The sequence below is a fragment of the Methylobacterium frigidaeris genome, assembly GCF_022179185.1.
Taxonomy (GTDB): Bacteria; Pseudomonadota; Alphaproteobacteria; order Rhizobiales; family Beijerinckiaceae; genus Methylobacterium; species Methylobacterium frigidaeris.
This window is the reverse complement of record NZ_BPQJ01000014.1, coordinates 19,124-37,310: the sequence shown is the minus strand read 5'-3', so window position 1 is coordinate 37,310 and position 18,187 is coordinate 19,124. Positions and strand designations below refer to the sequence as shown.

Genomic DNA, 18,187 nt, shown 5'->3' with positions numbered 1-18,187 from the left:
GCTACAATAAGGACCGTACGCATGCCGTCGAAAGCCTGCCCTTTAGAGAGTGGCGCGGACCCTACGCGCGTCGCCCGGCAGGGTCAACCGGTTTCGGGCCGCGCGTTAACGATGCGACTCAGCGCGGCTGGAGCGTCGGATAGGCCCGCCGCACGGCGCGGGCGATCAGCACGACGAGGACCACCTTCGCGGCGTCGCCGGGCAGGAACCAGGCCGAGCCGATCGCCGCCTTCGCGAGGTCGACCCGCGCCACCACGGCGATCCACGGGATGCCGACCGCGTAGGTGAGCACGATGCCGCCGAGGACGAGGATCAGCGCCTCCTTCCAGACGGTGAGGGTCTTCAGGCTGCGCTCGTACAGGAACCCGATCACGAAGGCGGCGACCGGCCACATCAGCACGAAGCCGCCCCCCGGACCCATGACGATGCCGAGCCCGCCGCGCCCGCCGGCCATGAGCGGCAGCCCGGCACAGACGAGGAGGACGAACAGGGCCAGGGCCGCGCCGCCGCGCGTCGCCCCCGCGATCGCCCCGGCGAGCATCGCCCCCATCGACTGCGCGGTGATCGGCACGCCGACCACCGGCAGGGTCACGGGCGGGAACAGGCCGAGGGCGGCGGTCAGGGCGGCGAAGAGCGCGACGAAGACGATGTCCCGGGTCGACATGGGAGTCCTTTGACGTGAGAGAAGAGTGTGTCAGTGGCCCGCCCGGTCCGGATCGTAGGAGCGCGCGTCGATCGCCGCCGCGATGTCGTCGCTCATCTTCAGCATCCGCACCACGACCGGCACCGTCAGCGCCACCAGGCTGCTTTCCAGGCCCCGGGCCCGCTGTGCCTCGCGCACCTCGGCGGCGATGGCGGCGAGCACGGGTATGAAGCGCAGGGTGAGCGCGATGGCGAGGCCGGCCTTGGCGGGATTGACCCCCAGAGGCTTGAGCCAGGCGAGGCCGCGTTGCAGCGCCTCGATCAGGTCGGCGCTGCGGGTCGTGAGCGTCACGAGGCCGGCGAGCAGCACCAGGGCCGACAGGCGGGCCGCGACCAGCAGGCCGGCGAGCCAGCCGTCGAGAGCGAGCTGGACCAGGACCAGCACGGCGAGGATCCAGGCGAGGGGCCGCAGTTGCGCCAGCACGAGGCGGGCCGGGATGCGGGCGATCCAGTAGAGGAGGCCCGTGACGGCGAGCGCCGCGAGCGCCAGGACGACGGCCATGTCGAGCCGCGGCAGCGCGAACAGGGCCGTCCCGGTGGCGATCAGCGCGAGGATCTTCGCCCCCGGCGGACAACGATGGACCGGGCTCTCGCCCGGAACGTAGGGCGTCACGACATCATCGCCACGTAGGCCGGCAGGGCGACCGAGGGGCGATCGTCGATCACGACGCGGCCGTCCTCGAACACCAGCACCCGGTCGAAGTGTTCGAGAAAGGCGAGGTCGTGCGAGACCACGACGGCGCGCTGCGCCAGGCCGTCGATGGCCTGCGCGATCCGGCGCTTGTTGCGCAGGTCGAGCAGCGTCGTCGGCTCGTCGAACACGATCACGTCTGGCGCCATCGCGAGCACGCCGGCGATGGCGAGGAGCTGCTTCTGGCCGCCGCTCAGGAGGTGGGCCGGGTGGTCGCGCAGGTCGAAGAGGTCGTAGCGGCGCAAGGCCTCGTCCGTCCGCCGGGCGATCTCGTCCCTGCGTAGGCCGAGGTTCCTGAGCCCGAAGGCGAGGTCCTCGGCGACCACCGGCAGCACGATCTGGTTGTCGGGGTTCTGGAACACGAAGCCGACCTTGCGGCGCACCGCCTTGCCGTCGCGGCGGGTGTCGAGCCCGTCGACCCGCACCGTTCCCTGCGTGGGCAGCAGCAGGCCGTTCAGCAGGCGCGCGAAGGTGCTCTTGCCGCTGCCGTTGCCGCCCACCACCGCGATGCGCCGCTCCGTCAGGTCGAGGCTGAGGTCGCGCAGCACCACGCGCTCCCCGAAGGCATGGCCGACATGCCTGATCTCGATCATGACGCAACCGCTCCTCTCGCGCCGGGCGGCGCCTCATAGCACCTCCGGCGCAGGCCGACAGGGCGCAAGTTGAGACGTTTCGGACACCCGGGCGGTTTGGAAACTTCCCCCGCCTCCCCTATCTGTGGCGCGGGCGGATGGGTCCGCGGGGGTGCGCAGGATGACGACCGGGACGGCTTACCTCTTGGTCGCTATCGCCGGGACGGAGTGCGCCCTGCCGCGCCGGGCGGTGCGGGAGATCCTGCCCCTGCCCCGCCTGTGGCGCCCGCCCGGGGCGCCGGGGGCGCTCGCGGGCTTCCTCAACCTCGCGGGATCCGCCGTGCCGGTCCTCGACCTCGCGGTCCTGTTCGGCCTCGGCCGCCCGGTTTCGGCTCAGGCGGCGCTCTACCGCCACCTCGTTTTGCTTCACGGCGAAGAGCCGCTAGCCCTGCTCGTCGACCGGGTCGCGGATTTCGTGCGGGTCGACCAGGCTCACATTCGGCCGGTCGCCGACGAGGCCACCCTGAACGGCTGCGTGTCCGCCGCGATCCGCCTGGGCGAGCGGCTGGTGCACGGGCTCGCCATCGACCGCATCCTGCTGGCCGAGGAGCGCGACCGGCTCGCGGCGCGGACCCGGGACGCGCAGGCGCGGCTCGCCGAGTGGGCGGCCTGAGCCGGACATGCGGACCCTGCGGGGCACGGCCCCCACCGGCGATCCGGCTTTCGCGGCGCTGAAGGCGCGCCTCGTCGCCCGCACCGGCCACCATTACTACGCCGACAAGGACGACCTCCTGTGGGAGCGGGTCGGCCGGCGCATGCGCGCCCGGGGCGTGCCCGATCCCGCAGGCTACCTGGCGCTGCTGGAAGAATCGGAGGGCGAGTGGGCGGCACTCGAATCCGAGATCACCATCGGGGAGACGTTCTTCTTCCGCTACGCCGAGCAGTTCGCGGCCCTGCGCGGCACGATCCTGCCGGAGCGCATCGCGGCCCGGGGCGAGGAGCGGCGCCTGCGGATCTGGAGCGCCGGCTGCTCCACTGGCCCGGAAACCTACTCTGTCGGAATCGTGCTGCACGAACTCCTCGGGGAGCGCCTGCCCGAGTGGCGGATCGGGCTCACCGGCACCGACATCAACCGCGACGTGCTGGCGGTGGCGCGGCGCGCGGTCTACGGCACCTGGGCCCTGCGCACCCTCGGGGCGGAGGAGCGCGGGCGCTACTTCCGGCCGGGGCCGCGGGAAGGCACCTTCGCCCTGCGTCCCGAGTTCCGCGGCCTCGCCCGGTTCGAGCCGCAGAACCTGATGAGCCTGCTCGACGGCACCGCGTCCCTGGCGCTGACCGATTACGACCTTATCCTGTGCCGCAACGTCCTGATCTATTTCCACCCGGACGTGGTGCAGGCCCTGGTGCGGGCGCTGGCGCAGCGTCTGCGACCCGGGGGCTGGCTGCTGCTCGGCCACGCCGAGCCGAACCCGGCCTTCGCGGAGTTCCTTCAGGCCGTCTCCCTGCCGGGCACCGCCGCCTATCGCCGGCCGGACGAGGGCGAGGTGCCGGACTTCACCCCACCCCCATCGCCCCCGGAGCCGCTCACGGACTGGGTGCCGCTTCTGCCCCCGGCGCTGCCGGCCCCGGAGACGCCGCCTCCCCGGCTCGTCCCGGCGAAACCCGAACCCGCCCCGGTCGCGACGGACGGCCCGCTCGCGACCGTCCGGGCGCTCGCCGATGCGGGCGACCTCGAGGCGAGCTGGCGGGCCTGCCGGGCCGCCCTCGGGCAGGATCCGGCCGATCCGCGCCTGCGCTACTACGAAGGCCTGCTCGCCCGGGCCCGGGCAAGGCCGGACGAGGCGGAACGCGCCTTTCGCGGCGCGCTCTACCTCGATAAGGGGTTCATCATGGCCCATTACCATCTCGGGTTGACCCTGATCGCCGCCGGCCGCGCCGAGGCCGGGCGGCGCGCCGTGGCCAATGCCCTGCGGCTCGCAGCAGCCCTGCCAGCCGAGGCGGAGCTGCCGGAGGGCGACGGGCTCACGGCGGCCGAGCTTCGCGGCGCGGCCCGGCCGTTCCTCGGTGACGAGGCCGCCTGATGCCGCAATCCGTCCTCGCCGCCGGGCCGCAGCTGCCCGGCGAAGCCTCGTTGAGCGCCGCCCGCATCGAGGAGATCCTGGAGGCCCGCACGCGGAGCCTCGCGGCCCGTGGGGCGGCACAGGAGGCGCGGCCGACCCGATCCCTGCTCGTCTGCCGCGCCGGCACCGAGGTGGTCGGCCTGCCCCTCGAGAGCGTCGCCGAGGTCTTTCCGTTCCGGCCCTGCACGCCGGTGCCGGGGGCGCCCGCTTCGCTCATCGGCCTCACCGGGCGGGGCGGAATCCTCGTCAGCGTGGTCGATCTCGCGGTAGCCCTGGGCACCGCGCCGGTGCCCCCGGAGGGAGCCGCCGGCCATGTCGTGACCCTGCGGCGCGACGGGCCGCGGATCGGCCTCAGGGTCGAGCGCGTCCTGTCCGTGGCCGAGGCCGCGGTCGAGCCTTTGGCCGAGACCTTGGCCGAGACCTTGGCCGAGACGGGGGGCCTGGGCAGGCGGGCGGTGGCAGGCTATGCCCACGCCGCATCGCCGGGCTCCCGCCGGGAAGCGGACGAGTCCGGATCCGGCTTCGCGGTGATCGATGCGGCCGCTCTCCTGGCGCCGCTCCTCGCGGCCGGCCGTCCCGGGCCGGCCTGACCTCGCCCTCCAGCCAAAGAGAACCCCACGCGTGTCGCTCTCGATCGGGAACCGCATCCTCCTCGGCTTCTCCGCCGTCGTCCTGGTGATCGTGGCGCTCGGCGTCTACGCGGTCGGGCAGATCGGCGAGGTGCGCAACGCCACCGATATCATCGTCACCCGAGACCTGACGGTGATGCACCAGCTGGAGAACATCCGCGAGGCGCAGCGCCGGATGAGCGACCTGCGCGACGAGGCGACCACCCGCTACTACCTGCGCGCGCTCGGCCGCGAGCCCGGGGCCAAGGAGGAGCCGACGGTGACCTGGCGGCGCAACGCCGCCGCCGCCGAGACCGCGCTCGCCGGCGCGATCACCACCGCCAACGACTACCGGGCGCAGTCGCTCTCGCCCGACCGCGCCGCCGCCTGGCAGCGCATCGCCGAGCTGCTGGTCGCGGCGGGCGCCGAGCTGCGCACCACCCGCACCGCCACCGAGCGCCAGTTCGAGGCGATCACCGCCAACGACGTGCCCGGCATCCAGGCGGCCGAGACCGCCCTCGACCAGTCCGGCGACAACTTCGTGCGCACCATGGGCTCGGCGCGGGACGCCCTCGACGGGGCCATCGCGGCCGGCCAGCGCCGGGTCGGGGCGATCTACGAGGAGAGCCGGCTATCGACCATCGCGGCGCTCGTGGTCTGCGTCGTGATGGCGCTCGTCATCACGGTGCTGATCCGCCGCTCGGTGGTGCAGCCCCTCGACGCGGTGATGGCCTTCGTCGGCAAGGTCGGCAGCGGCGACCTCACCGGGCGTATCGCCGAGACGAGCCGCGACGAGCTCGGGCGCCTCGGGGCCGTCCTCAACCAGATGGTCGAGGGCCTGCGCCAGCTCGCGAGCCAGAATCGCGCCTCGACCTCGAACCTCAACGCGGCGGCGGCCGAGATCCGCGCCTCGGCCCAGGAGCAGGCCGCGAGCGTCGAGGAGCAGTTCGCTGCCGTGCAGGAGACCGCCGCGACCGTCGACGAGATCACCCATGCGGGCGCCCAGATCGGCAAGCGCGCGCAGGAGGTCATCGCGACGGCCCAGGCCACCGCCCAGACCTCGAGCGCGGGGCTTCGCGCCGTCGACGAGACCGCGCGGGCCATGGACGCGATCCGCGAGCAGAGCGAGGCGGTGGCGGAGAACATCGTGGCGCTCAGCGAGAAGACGCAAGCCATCGGCGAGATCATCGCCACGGTGAACGACGTCTCGGAGCGCACGCATCTCCTCGCGCTCAACGCCGCCATCGAGGCGGCGGCGGCGGGCGAGAGCGGACGCAGCTTCGCGGTGGTGGCCTCGGAGATGAAGGCGCTGGCCGACCAGGCCAAGGAGGCGACCACCCAGGTCCGCGCGATCCTCGGCGACATCCAGCGCGGCATCAACGCCTCGGTGATGCTGACGGAGGAGGCGGTCAAGCGCGTCGCCGTCGGCAAGGAGCGCACCGACACTACCCATGCGACGATCGAGGAGATCACCGCCCGGGTGCAGGAGAGCGTCCAGACCTTCCAGCAGATCGTCGCCTCGACCAACCAGCAGCAGCTCGGCATCGAGCAGGTGATGGGCGCGCTCCAGAACATCCGCCAGGCGAGCCAGCAGACCGCGGCCGGCACCCGCCAGGTCGAGGCCGCCGCCGCCAACCTGAGCGAGCTCGCCGGCGCCCTCCTGGCGCTCGCCGAGCGCTACCGGCTCTGACGGACGCGAGGCGCGCCCAGCCCCGATGGACGATATCCGCCAGCTCCTCCTCGCCGCCTTCGATGCCGAGCACCGCGAGCACCTCGCGGCGATCCGGGCGGCCCTCGCCGAGGCCGAGGCGGGCCGGCCCGCGGACTGGAACGACGTCTTCCGCCGCGCCCACAGCCTGAAGGGGGCGGCCCGGGCCGTCGACCTGCCGGCGGTGGAGGAGGTGGCGCACCGGCTGGAGGCCCTGTTCGACCGGGTGGTGCAGGGCCGCGCCGGCCTCGACCGGGCCACCGCCGGCGTGGTCGACCTCGCCCTCGACCGGATCGAGGGGCTGGTCGCGGGCCTGCCCGAGACGCCCGAGCCGGCCGCGCCCGCGGACGCCATCGCGGCCCTCGACGCCTGCCTGTCCGAGGCGCCGATCCCGGAGGCCAGACCGGAAGCCAAGCGGGGACCCGAACCGGACGCCAGGCCCGAGCCGGCACCCGAGCCCGCACCGCCGCAGCAGGACCACACCGTCGCCTATCTCCGCATTGCCAGCGACCAGGTCGAGAGCCTGTCGAAGGCCGTGCACGACCTGACGGCCGTGCTCCAGGGCCAGGAGGCGATCGGCGGCGCGGTGGCAGGTCTAGAGTCCGGGGCGCGGGGCTTGCGCCGCAGCGTCGACACGGTGCAGGGGCGCACCGGCGAGATGGTGGCTCTGGCCCGCCGCCTGCGCGAGGCCGGCGATCCGGCGGGCCTCGCCCTCGACGGCTTCGTCGACCGGGTGCGCCGCCTCGACGGCGACCTCAGGGCCGTGATCCGCGGCATCTCGGGCCTCGCCCGGGTGCAGAGCCGCAGCACCGGCGCGGTCGACACCGCGCTCCGGCGCCTGCGCGACGATGCCGACCGCCTGCTGCTGGTCCCGGCCGAGACGGTGTTCGGCGGCTACGGCCGGATGGTGCGGGAGATCGCCCGCGAGGCGGGCCTGGCCGTCGAGGTGCGGCTCCACGGCCTCGACCTCCAGGTCGATCGCGGCCTGCTCCAGGCCCTCAAGGACCCGGTGCTGCACGCCCTGCGCAACACGATCAGCCACGGTGCCGAAACTCCGGAGGCGCGCCGGGCGGCGGCCAAGCCGGAGGCTCTGTCCGTCACCCTGTCGGTCGCCTCGAAGGGCAGCCAGCTCGTGGTGACGATCCGCGACGACGGCCGCGGCCCGGACCTCGCCCGCATCCTCGAGACCGGACGGCGCCAGGGGCTGGTGCCGGCGGGGGCCGAGCCCGGGCGGCACGAGATCCTCGACCTCGTCTTCGCGCCGGGCTTCTCCACGGCTGCCTCCGTCGACAGGATCGCGGGGCGCGGCATGGGCCTGTCGGTGGTGGCGGAAGCCGCGCGGTCCCTGCGCGGCCGGGCCTCCTTGCGGCCGGCGGAGCCCTACGGCGCGGAGGTGACCATCACCGTGCCGCTCTCCGCCGCGCGACAGCCGGTGCTGCTCGTCGAGGCGGTCCTGAGGCCGGGAGAGGGGCCGCAGACCTTCGGCCTGCCGAGCGGCGCCGTGGCTCAACTCCTGCGCCTCACCGAGCGCGACCTTACGTCAGTGGCGGGCGAGCCGGCGGTACGGATCAAGCAGGGGGGACGGGACGTTGTCGTGCCGCTCGTTCCCCTCGCGTCGCTCCTCGGATCCGGTGTCGCCCCCCTTCCCCTCCGTGACGGCCTGGTCCGCGCCGTCCTCCTGCGCTGCGGCGCTTACCCGTGCGCCGTCGCCGTCGATCGGCTGCTCGACGTGCGGGTGCTCCTCGTCGGCCCGGCCCCGCCCTTCGGCGGGGACCCTCAGCTGATGTCCGGCACCGTCATGCTCGCCGACGAGACCCCGGCGCTCGTGCTCGACCCCGAGGGCCTGGGCGCCCGCGCCAGGATCGGCGGGCTGGTGGCGGCCGCGCCCGCGAGCGCGCCCGAGCGCCGGGCGAAGCGCGTGCCCACCGTCCTGGTCGTCGACGATTCGATCACCACCCGGACCCTCGAGAAGAGCATCCTGGAGGCGCATGGCTACCGGGTCTTCGTCTGCGTCGACGGTCAGGATGCCCTCGACCGTCTGCGCCGGGACGGCGCCGACGTCGATCTCGTGGTCGCCGACGTCGAGATGCCGCGCCTCGACGGGTTCGGCCTGCTCCAGGCGGTGAAGGCCGATCCGGGGTTGACGCGGCTGCCGGTGATCCTGATGACCTCCCGCGGCGATCCCGCCGACATCCGCCGGGGCCTCGATCTCGGGGCCGACGCCTACATCACCAAGCAGAAGTTCGACCAGCGCGAGCTTCTCGACACGATCGGTCAGCTGCTGTGAGCCCCCCCGTCCGCGTCATGCTGGTGGAGGATTCGCTGGTGGTGCGCCAGCTCCTCGCCCACATCGTCAGCCGCGATCCGCGCCTGGCCCTCGTCGCCGCGGTCGATTCCGGCGAGGAGGCCCTGCGGGAGATCCACCGGGTCCAGCCCGACGTGATCTCGATGGATATCCGCCTGCCGGGCATCGACGGGCTGGAGACCACGCGGCGGATCATGGCCGAGCGCCCGACCCCGATCGTGGTCGTGGCCGACGCGGTCGAGGATTCCTCGCTCAAGATCTCGATGAACGCCCTGCGGGCCGGCGCGCTCAGCGTGGTCGAGAAGCCGGTCGGCACCGGGCACCGCGCCTACGAGGCGATCGCCGACCAGATCTGCACCCAGCTGCGCATCATGAGTCAGGTGCCGGTGATCCGGCGCCGGCCGATCGGCGCCGAGCGCCTCTCCCGCACCGATGCGCCGCGGGAGGAGGTCCGCGGGACGCTTCCCGCAACCCAGTCGCCGAGCGTGCTGGCGGTGGCCGCCTCGACCGGCGGGCCGCCGGCCTTCGCCAAGCTGCTCGGCGCCCTGCCGGCGGATTTTTCGCTTCCCGTGCTCCTCGTCCAGCACATGGGCGCGGCCTTCATGGAGGGCTTCGCCGACTGGCTGAACGGCGTCGTGCCGCTCACCGTCGTCGTCGCCGGCGAGGGCGTGCGGCCCCAGCCCGGCCACGTCTACGTCGCGCCGGGCGACCGGCATCTGGCGCTCGGGCCCAGCGGGCTCCTGACGCTCCTCGACGAGGCGCCGGTCGGCGGCCAGCGCCCCTCGGCCACCGTGCTGTTCCGCTCCATCGCCCGCCATGCCGGGCCGCGGGGCTTCGGCGTGCTACTCACCGGCATGGGCGAGGACGGCGCCGCCGGCCTCCTCGACATGCACCTCGCCGGCGCCGCCACCATCGCCGAGCACGAGAGCTCGGCCGTCGTCTACGGCATGCCGGCAGCGGCGGTGCGCCTCAAGGCCGCCGGCAGCGTGCTCCCCCTCGACCTGATCGCGCCGCGGATCCTACGGGCGGTGCAGACGGGCCTCTCGGCGTGACGGCGGCCCCCGCGAACCCGCCCCGCATCCTGCTGGTCGAGGATTCCGAGACCCAGGCGCTGCAGCTGCGGCTCTTCCTGGAGCGCAACGGCTTCGCGGTCACGCGCCACGCCACCGCCGAGGCGGCGCTGGAGGCGATGAACCACGGCCTGCCCGACCTGGTGGTGGCCGACTACCACCTGCCGGGCATGAACGGCGACGAGCTGACCCGGCAGATGCGGCTCGCGATGCGCACCCGGGCGACGCCGGTGCTGATGCTGACCGAGGCGAGCGGCCGCGACATCGAGCGCCAGGGCCTCGAGAGCGGCGCCGACGCCTACGTGCCGAAATCCGCCGACCGCGACCTCCTGCTCCTGCGCATCCGCGCGCTCCTGCGCGAGCGCGCCGCCGTGCCGGCGGACGAGCCGGGCCAGCCCGCGAGCTTCCGCCGCGCCCGCATCCTCGTCGTCGACGGCAGCGCCACCTTCCGGGCCTATCTCGCGGCCCTGCTGGCGCAGGAAGGCCACGAGGTGGTCACCGCCGACGGGCCCGACCAGGCGATGGCGGCCCTGGAGGCATCGGGCCAAGGTTTCGCGGGCGAGGGTTTCGACTGCGTCACGGTCGACCTCCTGGGCACCGGCTTCGACGCCATCGCGCTCTGCCGCCGGATCGACGGCTTTCGCGGCGCCGCCACGGGGGCCGGGGCGCCCGGTTTCTACCTCGTCGGCATCGGCTCCGCGGCGTCCTCCAGCAAGGACCTCCTGGTCGAAGCGTTCTCGGCCGGGGCCGACGACGTGGTGGCGAAAGGGGCGGACGCCGACCTCCTGGCGATCCGGGTGCGCACGCTGGTGCGCCGCAAGCTCCTGGAGGAGGACGATCGCCGGGTGGCCGACGAGGTGCGGCGCCACGCCCTCGCCGCCGAGCGCGCCAAGGCCGAGGCCACCGCCGCCGAGGCGAAGGCGGCGCTCGCCGGCGCGCTCGCCCAGGCCAACCACGACCTCGAACAGGCCAACCACCGCCTCAAGGACACCCAGGCGAAGCTCGTCCAGGCCGCCAAGATGGCCTCGCTCGGCGAATTGGTCGCCGGCATCGCCCACGAGATCAACAACCCGCTGGCCTTCATCCTCGCCCATCAGGGTACGGTCGAGCGGCTGATCGGCGAGGTCGCCGGCGCGGTGCCGGAGGGCACCCCCTCCCGGCGCGCCCTCGATAAGGCCCGGGACCGGGTCGGGTCGATGCGCCTCGGGCTGTCCCGGATCCAGGATCTCGTCGTCAACCTGCGCAAGTTCTCGCGCCTCGACGAGGGCGAGATGCAGACCGTCAACGTGCCGGACGCGATCGAGAACGTGCTGGCGCTGATCCAGCACAAGCTCGGCACCCGCATCGCGGTGCGCAAGGACTTTTCCGGCGCGGCCGAGATCCGCTGCTCGCCGGCCCTGCTCAACCAAGTGGTGATGAACATCCTCGGCAACGCCGCCGACGCGATTCCCGGCGAAGGCACCATCACCGTCGAGACGACGATCCGCGACGACCACGACGTGATCCGGATCTGCGACACCGGCCCGGGCGTGCCGGAGGCCTTGCGCGAGCGGATCTTCGAGCCGTTCTTCACGACGAAGCCCGTCGGATCCGGCACCGGGCTCGGTCTCGCCATTGCGTACAGCGTCGTGCAGGCGCATAGCGGACAACTATCCGTGGAATCGTCGCCGGAGGGAGGGGCCTGCTTCGTGATCAGCATTCCGAGGCAGGCCGCATGACCATGGGCGTGACGGACGACGCGATGAATCCGATTCCGCGCGGCACGATCCTGGCGGTCGACGACGAGCCGGACATCCTGGTCGCCCTCGAGGATCTGTTCGAGGACGAGTACCGGGTGCTCACCACCAGCCGGCCGGCCGAGGCCCTGGAGCTGATCGCCGCCGAGCCCGACATCGACGTCATCCTGTCCGACCAGCGCATGCCGGGCCTGACCGGCGACGCCCTGCTGGCCCGGGCGCGGGAGATCTCCGACGCGCAGGCGATCCTGCTCACCGGCTACGCCGACATCTCGGCGGTGGTCTCGGCTCTCAACCGCGGCGGCATCACCGGCTACGTCACCAAGCCGTGGGACCCTGCGCTCCTGCGCAACGCGGTGCGCAGCGCCTACGAGCGCCACCGCCTCGCCCGCGAGCTCGCCACCGAGCGCGCCCTCCTACGCGGCCTCCTCGACCATTCGGGCGACGCGATCGCCTTCAAGGACACCGAGGGGCGCTTCCTGCGCCTCAACGCCCGCATGGCGGCGCGCCTGAGCGCCCCCTCGGTCGAGGCCTGCCTCGGCCGCACCGAGGCGGCGATCCTGGGTCAGGCGGCCGAGGTCGCCGAGGCCGCGGACCGGGCCGCGATCGAATCGGGCGCACCGGCCGAGATCGTGGTCGGCACGGGGCCGGAGGCGGCCCAGACCTGGAACCAGGTCACCCGGGTGCCGATCCGCGACCCCGCCGGGGCGGTGGTCCACCTCGCGGTGATCGAGCGCGACATCACCGAGCAGCGCCTGCTGGAGGCGCGCCTGCGCCAGGCCGACAAGATGCAGGCCCTGGGCACCCTGGCGGGCGGTGTCGCGCACGACTTCAACAACCTGCTCACCGCGATCCTCGGCAGCCTGGAACTCGCCCTGCCGAAGGTGGCGGGCGATGCCCGCCTGTCGCGACTGATGAACAACGCCGCCCAGGCGGCGCAGCGTGGGGCGGCGCTGACCAAGCGCCTCCTGACCTTCAGCCACCGCCGCGACCTCCAGGCCCGCACCGTCGATCTCAACGGGGTGATCCGCGGCATGGACGACCTGCTCGGACGCAGCCTCGGCGGCTTCGTGCAGGTCGAGCGCTCCTTGAGCGACGACCTGTGGCCCGCCAGGGTCGATCCCGACCAGCTCGAACTCGCGATCCTCAACCTCTGCATCAACGGCCGCGACGCGATGCCGGAGGGCGGCGTCGTCGCCCTCTCGACCCGCAACGAGACGGTCCGGGACAGCACCGACCCGAACCTGAAGGACGGCGACTACGCGGTGATCGCGATCCGCGACACCGGCACCGGCATCCCGCCGGAGATCCTCGGCCGGGTGTTCGAGCCGTTCTTCACCACCAAGGGCGTCGGCCAGGGAACGGGCCTCGGCCTCGCCATGGTGTTCGGCCTCGTCCAGCAATCCGGCGGCACGATCCGGATCGACAGCGCGGTCGGGCGCGGCACCACGGTGCTGCTCTACCTGCCGCGCTCCCGCGAGGCGGTCGAGGCGGCGCCGGCGGCGGCGAGCGCCCCGGCCCCGGCGCCGCGCCGGGCCCGGATCCTCGTGGTCGACGACGACCCGCAGGTCCGGCACGTCACCGCCTCGTTCCTCAACGGCTTCGGCTACGACGAGGCCGAGGTGCCGAGCGGCGAGGCGGCGCTCGAACGGCTCGCGGCGGAGCGGTTCGACCTCGTCGTCGCCGACCTGGCGATGCCGGGCATGAGCGGCCTCGACCTCGCCGAGGCGGTGCGGCTGCGCTGGCCCGACCTGCCCTTCCTGCTCGTCACCGGCCACGTCGAGGCCGCCCGCATCCCGGCGGATTTCTCCGTGCTGGAAAAACCCTTCCCCTCCGCCGATCTGGCCACCCGGGTCGCGTCCCTGCTCGCGCCGAAGGGGTGAGGCGCGTCGGGGACCGACCGGCAATTCCCGCGGCATCACTTGGCGCGGGTCATCCGGTACGGCCGATCTAGTACAATCGACCTAATGCGGCCGAGTGTATCGCCGACGGCACAGCTGGCCCGGAACTGTTCGGGCTCGATATTCATTCACGCTTGCGTCAGCAAAATTCGTTAAGTGTTGCCCGCGCGTTGCCGATCGGTCATCCCGTCGTGCCACAACAGCGCGCCAGCCGACAACGAGTGTGATGAACATGCCCCGGACGCTGAGACCGATCAGCCAAGTCGTCGTCCTGGCCGTCGTGGCCGCCGGCGCGGTCTTCGCTTACTCCACCTTGCGTCCGAGCCACCGCCAGGAGCCGATCACCGCCTTCGCGGACGTGCCGGCCCGGCCACCGGCCGGCAAGGGCTTCACCCTCACCGCGTCCCAGCTCGCCACGGTATCGAGCGAGCCGGTGGTCAAGCGCCAGTTCTTCGAGGAGATCGCCACGGAGGGCAAGATCGGCGTCGACGAGTACCAGGCCACGCCGGTCTTCTCGCCCTATCCCGGCCGCGTCATCGCGATCTTCGCCCGCGCCGGGGAGCAGGTGAAGCGCGGCGAGGCGCTGTTCTCGGTCCAGGCGAACGAGATGGTGCAGGCCCAGAACGACTACCTGGCCGCCCTCAACGTGCTGAACAAGAGCCGCTCGCAGCTCACCTTCGCGCAGGCCGCCGAGAAGCGGCAGCGCGACCTGTTCGAGACCCGCGCCACGACCTTGCGCGATCTCCAGGTCGCCCAGAACGACCTCACCACGGCCACCAACGACAACCGCACCGCCGAGGTCGGGCTGGAGGCGGCCAGAAACCGCCTGCGCATCCTGGGCCTGCGCGACGAGGAGATGGCGGCCCTGCAGAAGGGCTCGGCGATCAACCCCAACACCCCGATCAACGCGCCGCTCAGCGGCACCATCATCCAGCGCAAGATCGGCCCCGGCCAGTATGTCGGCTCGAGCGGCGAGCCGTCCTACATCATCGGCGACCTGTCGAAGGTCTGGCTGGTGGCGCAGCTGCGCGAGGCCGATGCCGGCAAGGTCGAGATGGACGAGAAGGTCACCTTCCGCGTGCCGGCCCATCCGGAGCGCACGTTCGAGGGCCGGATCAACTTCATCGGTACCTCGGTCGACCCGACGACCCGGCGCATCACCGTGCGGGCCGAGATCGACAACCGCCAAGGCCTGCTCAAGCCCGAGATGTATGCCAGCGTCCGCATCATCAACGAGCGCGAGAGCCTGTCCCACGCCGTGCCCCGCGCCGCCGTGATCCTGGAGGGCAACAAGGCGAGCGTCTGGGTGCTCCGGCCCGACAACTCGGTCGAGAACCGGCCGATCAGGCCCGGCATCGTCGATGGTTCCACCGTCGAGATCCTCGACGGGTTGAAGGAGGGCGAGCGGGTGATCTCCCGCGGTTCGCTCTTCATCGACCGGATGTCGACCCAGAGCTGACGCGCTCCTCACCTTGTCCGATTCAGCAGTTCCGGAACAACGGCCATGACCGGCATCGTCGGCCTCGCCCTGCGCCAGCGCGCCCTCGTCGTCCTGGCCTTCGTGGCCCTGATGGTCGGCGGCCTCGCGGCGTTCCAAAGCCTCAACATCGAGGCCTATCCCGACCCGACGCCGCCGATGGTGAACGTCATCACCCAGGCGCCAGGCCTCTCGGGCGAGGAGATCGAGCGCTACATCACGGTGCCGATCGAGGTGATCACCTCAGGCCTGCCCGACCTCAAGCAGGTCCGCACCGTCTCGCTCTACGGCCTGTCCGACGTGAAGCTGCAATTCGGCTTCGCCAACAGCTACCGCGAGGCCGAGCAGCAGGTGCTCAACCGGCTGGCCCAGCTCGATACCCTGCCGAACGGCGCGAAGCCCACGATCTCGCCGGTGAGCCCGATCGGCGAGATCTTCCGCTACAAGCTCGTCGCGCCGGACGGCTACAGCGTGCTCGACCTGAAGACGCTTCAGGACTGGGTGCTGCGCAAGCGCTTCCGCGCCGTTCCGGGCGTCATCGACGTGATCGGCTGGGGCGGCAAGACCAAGACCTTCGAGATCGGCGTCGACCTCGACCGGCTGATGGCCCACGGCCTGACCCTGTCGGGCGTGGTCAAGACCCTCAACGACAGCAACCTCAATGTCGGCGGCAACCGCATCACCTTGGGGAGCCAGTCCGCGGTGGTGCGCGGCGTCGGCCTGATCCGCTCCGTCGACGATATCGGCGAGACGGTGCTGGCCCAGTCCGGCGGTGCCCCGGTGCTGGTGAAGGACGTCGCCACCATCACCATCGGCCACCAGCCGCGGCTCGGCATCGCCGGCATGAACGAGGACGACGACATCGTCCAGGGCATCGTGCTGATGCGCCGCGGCGAGCGCTCGACCCCGTCGATCGAGGCGGTGAAGGCGGAGGTCGCCCGGATCGAGGCGGCCGGCATCCTGCCGCCGGGCGTGCGGATCGAGCGCATCTACGACCGCGCCGACCTCATCGCCGTCACCACCCACACCGTGCTGCACAACATGATGGTCGGGATCCTGCTGATCCTGGTGGTGCAGTGGCTGTTCCTCGGCAACCTGAGAAGCGCGCTGATCGTCGTGGCGACGATTCCCTTCGCGCTGTTCTTCGCCGTCATCATCCTGGTGGTGCGGGGCGAATCGGCCAACCTGCTGTCGGTCGGCGCCCTCGATTTCGGCCTGATCGTCGACGGTACGGTCATCATGGTCGAGGCGATCTTCCGTCGCCTCTCGGGCCACGGCCCGCCGCTGTCGCCCGGTCTCGCCGGCGCAAAGGGCATGCCGCGCAAGCTCGGCCTGATCTCGCTCGCCTCCTCCGACGTCAGCCGCTCGATCGTCTTCGCGGCGGTGATCATCGTCACCGGCTTCCTGCCGCTGTTCACGCTGTCCGGCGTCGAGGGCAACATCTTCGGGCCGATGGCCCAGACCTACGCCTATGCGCTGCTCGGCGGCCTCGTCGCAACCTTCACGGTGACGCCGGTCCTCTCGGCCTACCTGCTGCCGGAGCACATCCACGAGGTCGAGACGATCCTGGTCCGGGCTCTCGACCGGCTCTACCGGCCGGTGATCCGCGCGGCGCTCGCCCACCGCACCCTGACGCTCGGATTGGCCGCCCTGCTGGGCCTCGGCGTGGCGGTGGAGGGCCGCAATCTCGGTCTCGAATTCCTGCCGAAGCTCGAGGAGGGCAACCTCTGGATCCGCGCCACCATGCCGGCGACGATCTCGCTGGAAGAGGGCAACCTCTACGTCAACCGCATCCGCCGGATGATCGCCGAGGTGCCGGAGGTCGAGCGGGTGGTCTCGCAGCACGGACGACCCGACGACGGCACCGACGCCGCCGGCTTCTTCAACGGCGAGTTCTTCGCGCCCCTGAAGCCCGCCGAGCAATGGCGCGAGGGCGTGACCAAGGACGCGATGACCGGCGCCCTGCTGGAGCGGCTGCGGACCGAGTTCCCGGGCGTCGAGTTCAACCTGTCGCAGTACCTGCAGGACAACGTCGCCGAGGCGGTCTCCGGCATCAAGGGCGAGAACTCGTTCAAGGTGTTCGGCCCCGACCTGCAGACGCTCACCGACGTGGCGCGCCAGGTCGAGGCGGTCCTGAAGCGCGTGCCCGGCGTCACCGATCTCGGCGTCTTCACCTCGCTCGGCCAGCCGACGGTGCAGATCAACGTCGACCGGGTGCGCGCCGCCCGCTACGGCCTGACCCCCGGCGACATCAACACCACGGTGCGCACCGCCATCGGCGGCGACGCGGCGGGCGAGCTCTACGATACCGGCAGCGAGCGCCACTACCCGATCGTCGTGCGCCTCGCCTCGCAGTACCGCCAGAGCGTGCGTGCCATCCGCGAGTTGCGCATCGCCGGGCAGAACCAGAACGGGGTGACGGTCCAGATCCCGCTGAGCGCGGTTGCCGATGTCGAGGTGGTGTCGGGCCCGGCCTACATCTACCGCGAGGGCCAGGAGCGCTACCTGCCGGTGAAGTTCAGCGTCCGCGACCGCGACCTCGGCAGCACCATCATCGAGGCCCGCGAGCGCGTCGCCCAGGAGGTGAAGCTGCCGCCGGATTACCGCCTGGAGCTCGTCGGCGAGTTCAACAACATGCAGGGGGCGCTCGCCCGCCTCTCCGTCACGGTGCCGCTGGCGATCCTGCTCATCGCGGTGCTGTTGTTCGTCAATTTCGGCTCCCTCGTCGACACGCTGCTGGCGCTCAGCGTGATTCCGATGGCGGTGGCCGGCGGCGTCGTGGCCCTCGCCGTCACCGAGACGCCGTTCTCGGTCTCGGCGGCGATCGGCTTCATCGCGCTGCTCGGCATCGCCGTCATGGACGGCATCATCGTGCTGACCCACTACAACGGGCTGATCGCCCGCGGCGAGGAGCGGGGCGAGGCGATGCTGCGTACCTGCTACACCCAGATGCGTCCGGTGGTGATGACCTGCGTCGTCGCCGGGGTCGGCCTCCTGCCGGCCGCCTTCTCGGCCGGCGTCGGCTCGCAGGTGCAGAAGCCCCTCGCCCTCGTGGTGGTCGGCGGCATGAGCCTGGCGCCCTTCCTGATCCTCATCATCCTTCCGGTTCTGATCCTGCTCTTCTCCCGTCGCCGCCCTGCGCCGGTTCACGTGCCGGCGGATCCGGGTGCTGCGGCGCCGGCGGGGGCGGCGACGCATTGACGGGGCACGACGGGCAACGGGTGTTCGTCGACCGTGTCCCGAATGAGACTGGCCAGCGACGCGGCAACAGCTAACATCATTCGAAATCTCGATTGA

At 72.1% G+C, this 18,187-nt stretch carries 13 protein-coding genes; 10 read left to right on the top strand and 3 right to left on the bottom strand.

The window, feature by feature from the left end; genetic code table 11:
- Positions 1 to 118: 118 nt before the first annotated feature.
- Genes MFF64_RS16045 through MFF64_RS16035 form a run of 3 tightly spaced genes read right to left on the bottom strand, consistent with a single transcriptional unit; the run spans position 119 to position 1,986 of the window.
- Positions 119 to 664 (bottom strand): biotin transporter BioY, encoded by a 546-nt coding sequence (locus MFF64_RS16045; protein WP_099908519.1) that lies wholly within the window; start codon positions 662 to 664, stop codon positions 119 to 121.
- Between the two features lie 30 nt (positions 665 to 694).
- Positions 695 to 1,315 (bottom strand): energy-coupling factor transporter transmembrane component T family protein, encoded by a 621-nt coding sequence (locus MFF64_RS16040; protein ID WP_099908520.1) that lies wholly within the window; start codon positions 1,313 to 1,315, stop codon positions 695 to 697.
- On the bottom strand, positions 1,312 to 1,986 hold the full coding sequence (locus MFF64_RS16035) for an energy-coupling factor ABC transporter ATP-binding protein (RefSeq protein WP_099908522.1): 675 nt from the start codon (positions 1,984 to 1,986) through the stop codon (positions 1,312 to 1,314). Before MFF64_RS16035 ends, MFF64_RS16040 begins: the two co-directional genes overlap by 4 nt.
- Positions 1,987 to 2,170: 184 nt before the next feature.
- On the opposite strand from MFF64_RS16035, the gene MFF64_RS16030 reads away from it, so the two are divergent.
- The 10 genes from MFF64_RS16030 (at position 2,171) to MFF64_RS15985 (ending at position 18,091) form a co-directional block, all read left to right on the top strand.
- The gene (locus MFF64_RS16030; protein ID WP_309296453.1) at positions 2,171 to 2,638 is read left to right on the top strand and encodes a chemotaxis protein CheW; all 468 of its coding nucleotides are present in this window, start codon (positions 2,171 to 2,173) and stop codon (positions 2,636 to 2,638) included.
- 7 nt (positions 2,639 to 2,645) lie between these two features.
- The gene (locus MFF64_RS16025; protein ID WP_238191513.1) at positions 2,646 to 4,046 is read left to right on the top strand and encodes a CheR family methyltransferase; all 1,401 of its coding nucleotides are present in this window, start codon (positions 2,646 to 2,648) and stop codon (positions 4,044 to 4,046) included.
- Entirely contained in the window at positions 4,046 to 4,675 is a 630-nt protein-coding gene (locus tag MFF64_RS16020; RefSeq protein WP_099906081.1) for a chemotaxis protein CheW, read from the top strand. Before MFF64_RS16025 ends, MFF64_RS16020 begins: the two co-directional genes overlap by 1 nt.
- 31 nt (positions 4,676 to 4,706) lie before the next feature.
- Complete coding sequence (locus MFF64_RS16015; RefSeq protein WP_238191511.1) at positions 4,707 to 6,383, top strand: methyl-accepting chemotaxis protein; 1,677 nt, start codon at positions 4,707 to 4,709, stop codon at positions 6,381 to 6,383.
- 25 nt (positions 6,384 to 6,408) lie between these two features.
- Positions 6,409 to 8,688: a hybrid sensor histidine kinase/response regulator gene (locus MFF64_RS16010; RefSeq protein WP_099906077.1), complete on the top strand. Its 2,280-nt coding sequence runs from the start codon at positions 6,409 to 6,411 to the stop codon at positions 8,686 to 8,688.
- Between the two features lie 17 nt (positions 8,689 to 8,705).
- Entirely contained in the window at positions 8,706 to 9,758 is a 1,053-nt protein-coding gene (gene cheB, locus MFF64_RS16005; RefSeq protein WP_165795819.1) for a chemotaxis-specific protein-glutamate methyltransferase CheB, read from the top strand.
- Positions 9,755 to 11,494, top strand: a complete 1,740-nt coding sequence (locus tag MFF64_RS16000; RefSeq protein WP_238191510.1) for a response regulator — start codon at positions 9,755 to 9,757, stop codon at positions 11,492 to 11,494. The genes cheB and MFF64_RS16000 overlap by 4 nt, the downstream gene beginning before the upstream one ends.
- The gene (locus tag MFF64_RS15995; RefSeq protein ID WP_238191509.1) at positions 11,491 to 13,395 is read left to right on the top strand and encodes a response regulator; all 1,905 of its coding nucleotides are present in this window, start codon (positions 11,491 to 11,493) and stop codon (positions 13,393 to 13,395) included. Before MFF64_RS16000 ends, MFF64_RS15995 begins: the two co-directional genes overlap by 4 nt.
- A 250-nt stretch (positions 13,396 to 13,645) precedes the next feature.
- On the top strand, positions 13,646 to 14,872 hold the full coding sequence (locus MFF64_RS15990; RefSeq protein WP_238191506.1) for an efflux RND transporter periplasmic adaptor subunit: 1,227 nt from the start codon (positions 13,646 to 13,648) through the stop codon (positions 14,870 to 14,872).
- Positions 14,873 to 14,917: 45 nt separating this feature from the next.
- On the top strand, positions 14,918 to 18,091 hold the full coding sequence (locus tag MFF64_RS15985; RefSeq protein WP_099906093.1) for an efflux RND transporter permease subunit: 3,174 nt from the start codon (positions 14,918 to 14,920) through the stop codon (positions 18,089 to 18,091).
- The last annotated feature ends 96 nt before the right edge of the window (positions 18,092 to 18,187 follow it).

Coding starts and splice junctions, on each gene's coding strand:
- MFF64_RS15985 (WP_099906093.1), top strand. CDS start 14,918: ATGACCGGCATCGTCGGCCTCGCCCTGCGCCAGCGCGCCCTCGTCGTC.
- MFF64_RS16025 (WP_238191513.1), top strand. CDS start 2,646: ATGCGGACCCTGCGGGGCACGGCCCCCACCGGCGATCCGGCTTTCGCG.
- MFF64_RS15995 (WP_238191509.1), top strand. CDS start 11,491: ATGACCATGGGCGTGACGGACGACGCGATGAATCCGATTCCGCGCGGC.
- MFF64_RS15990 (WP_238191506.1), top strand. CDS start 13,646: ATGCCCCGGACGCTGAGACCGATCAGCCAAGTCGTCGTCCTGGCCGTC.
- MFF64_RS16035 (WP_099908522.1), bottom strand. CDS start 1,986: ATGATCGAGATCAGGCATGTCGGCCATGCCTTCGGGGAGCGCGTGGTG.
- MFF64_RS16020 (WP_099906081.1), top strand. CDS start 4,046: ATGCCGCAATCCGTCCTCGCCGCCGGGCCGCAGCTGCCCGGCGAAGCC.
- MFF64_RS16010 (WP_099906077.1), top strand. CDS start 6,409: ATGGACGATATCCGCCAGCTCCTCCTCGCCGCCTTCGATGCCGAGCAC.
- MFF64_RS16045 (WP_099908519.1), bottom strand. CDS start 664: ATGTCGACCCGGGACATCGTCTTCGTCGCGCTCTTCGCCGCCCTGACC.
- cheB (WP_165795819.1), top strand. CDS start 8,706: ATGCTGGTGGAGGATTCGCTGGTGGTGCGCCAGCTCCTCGCCCACATC.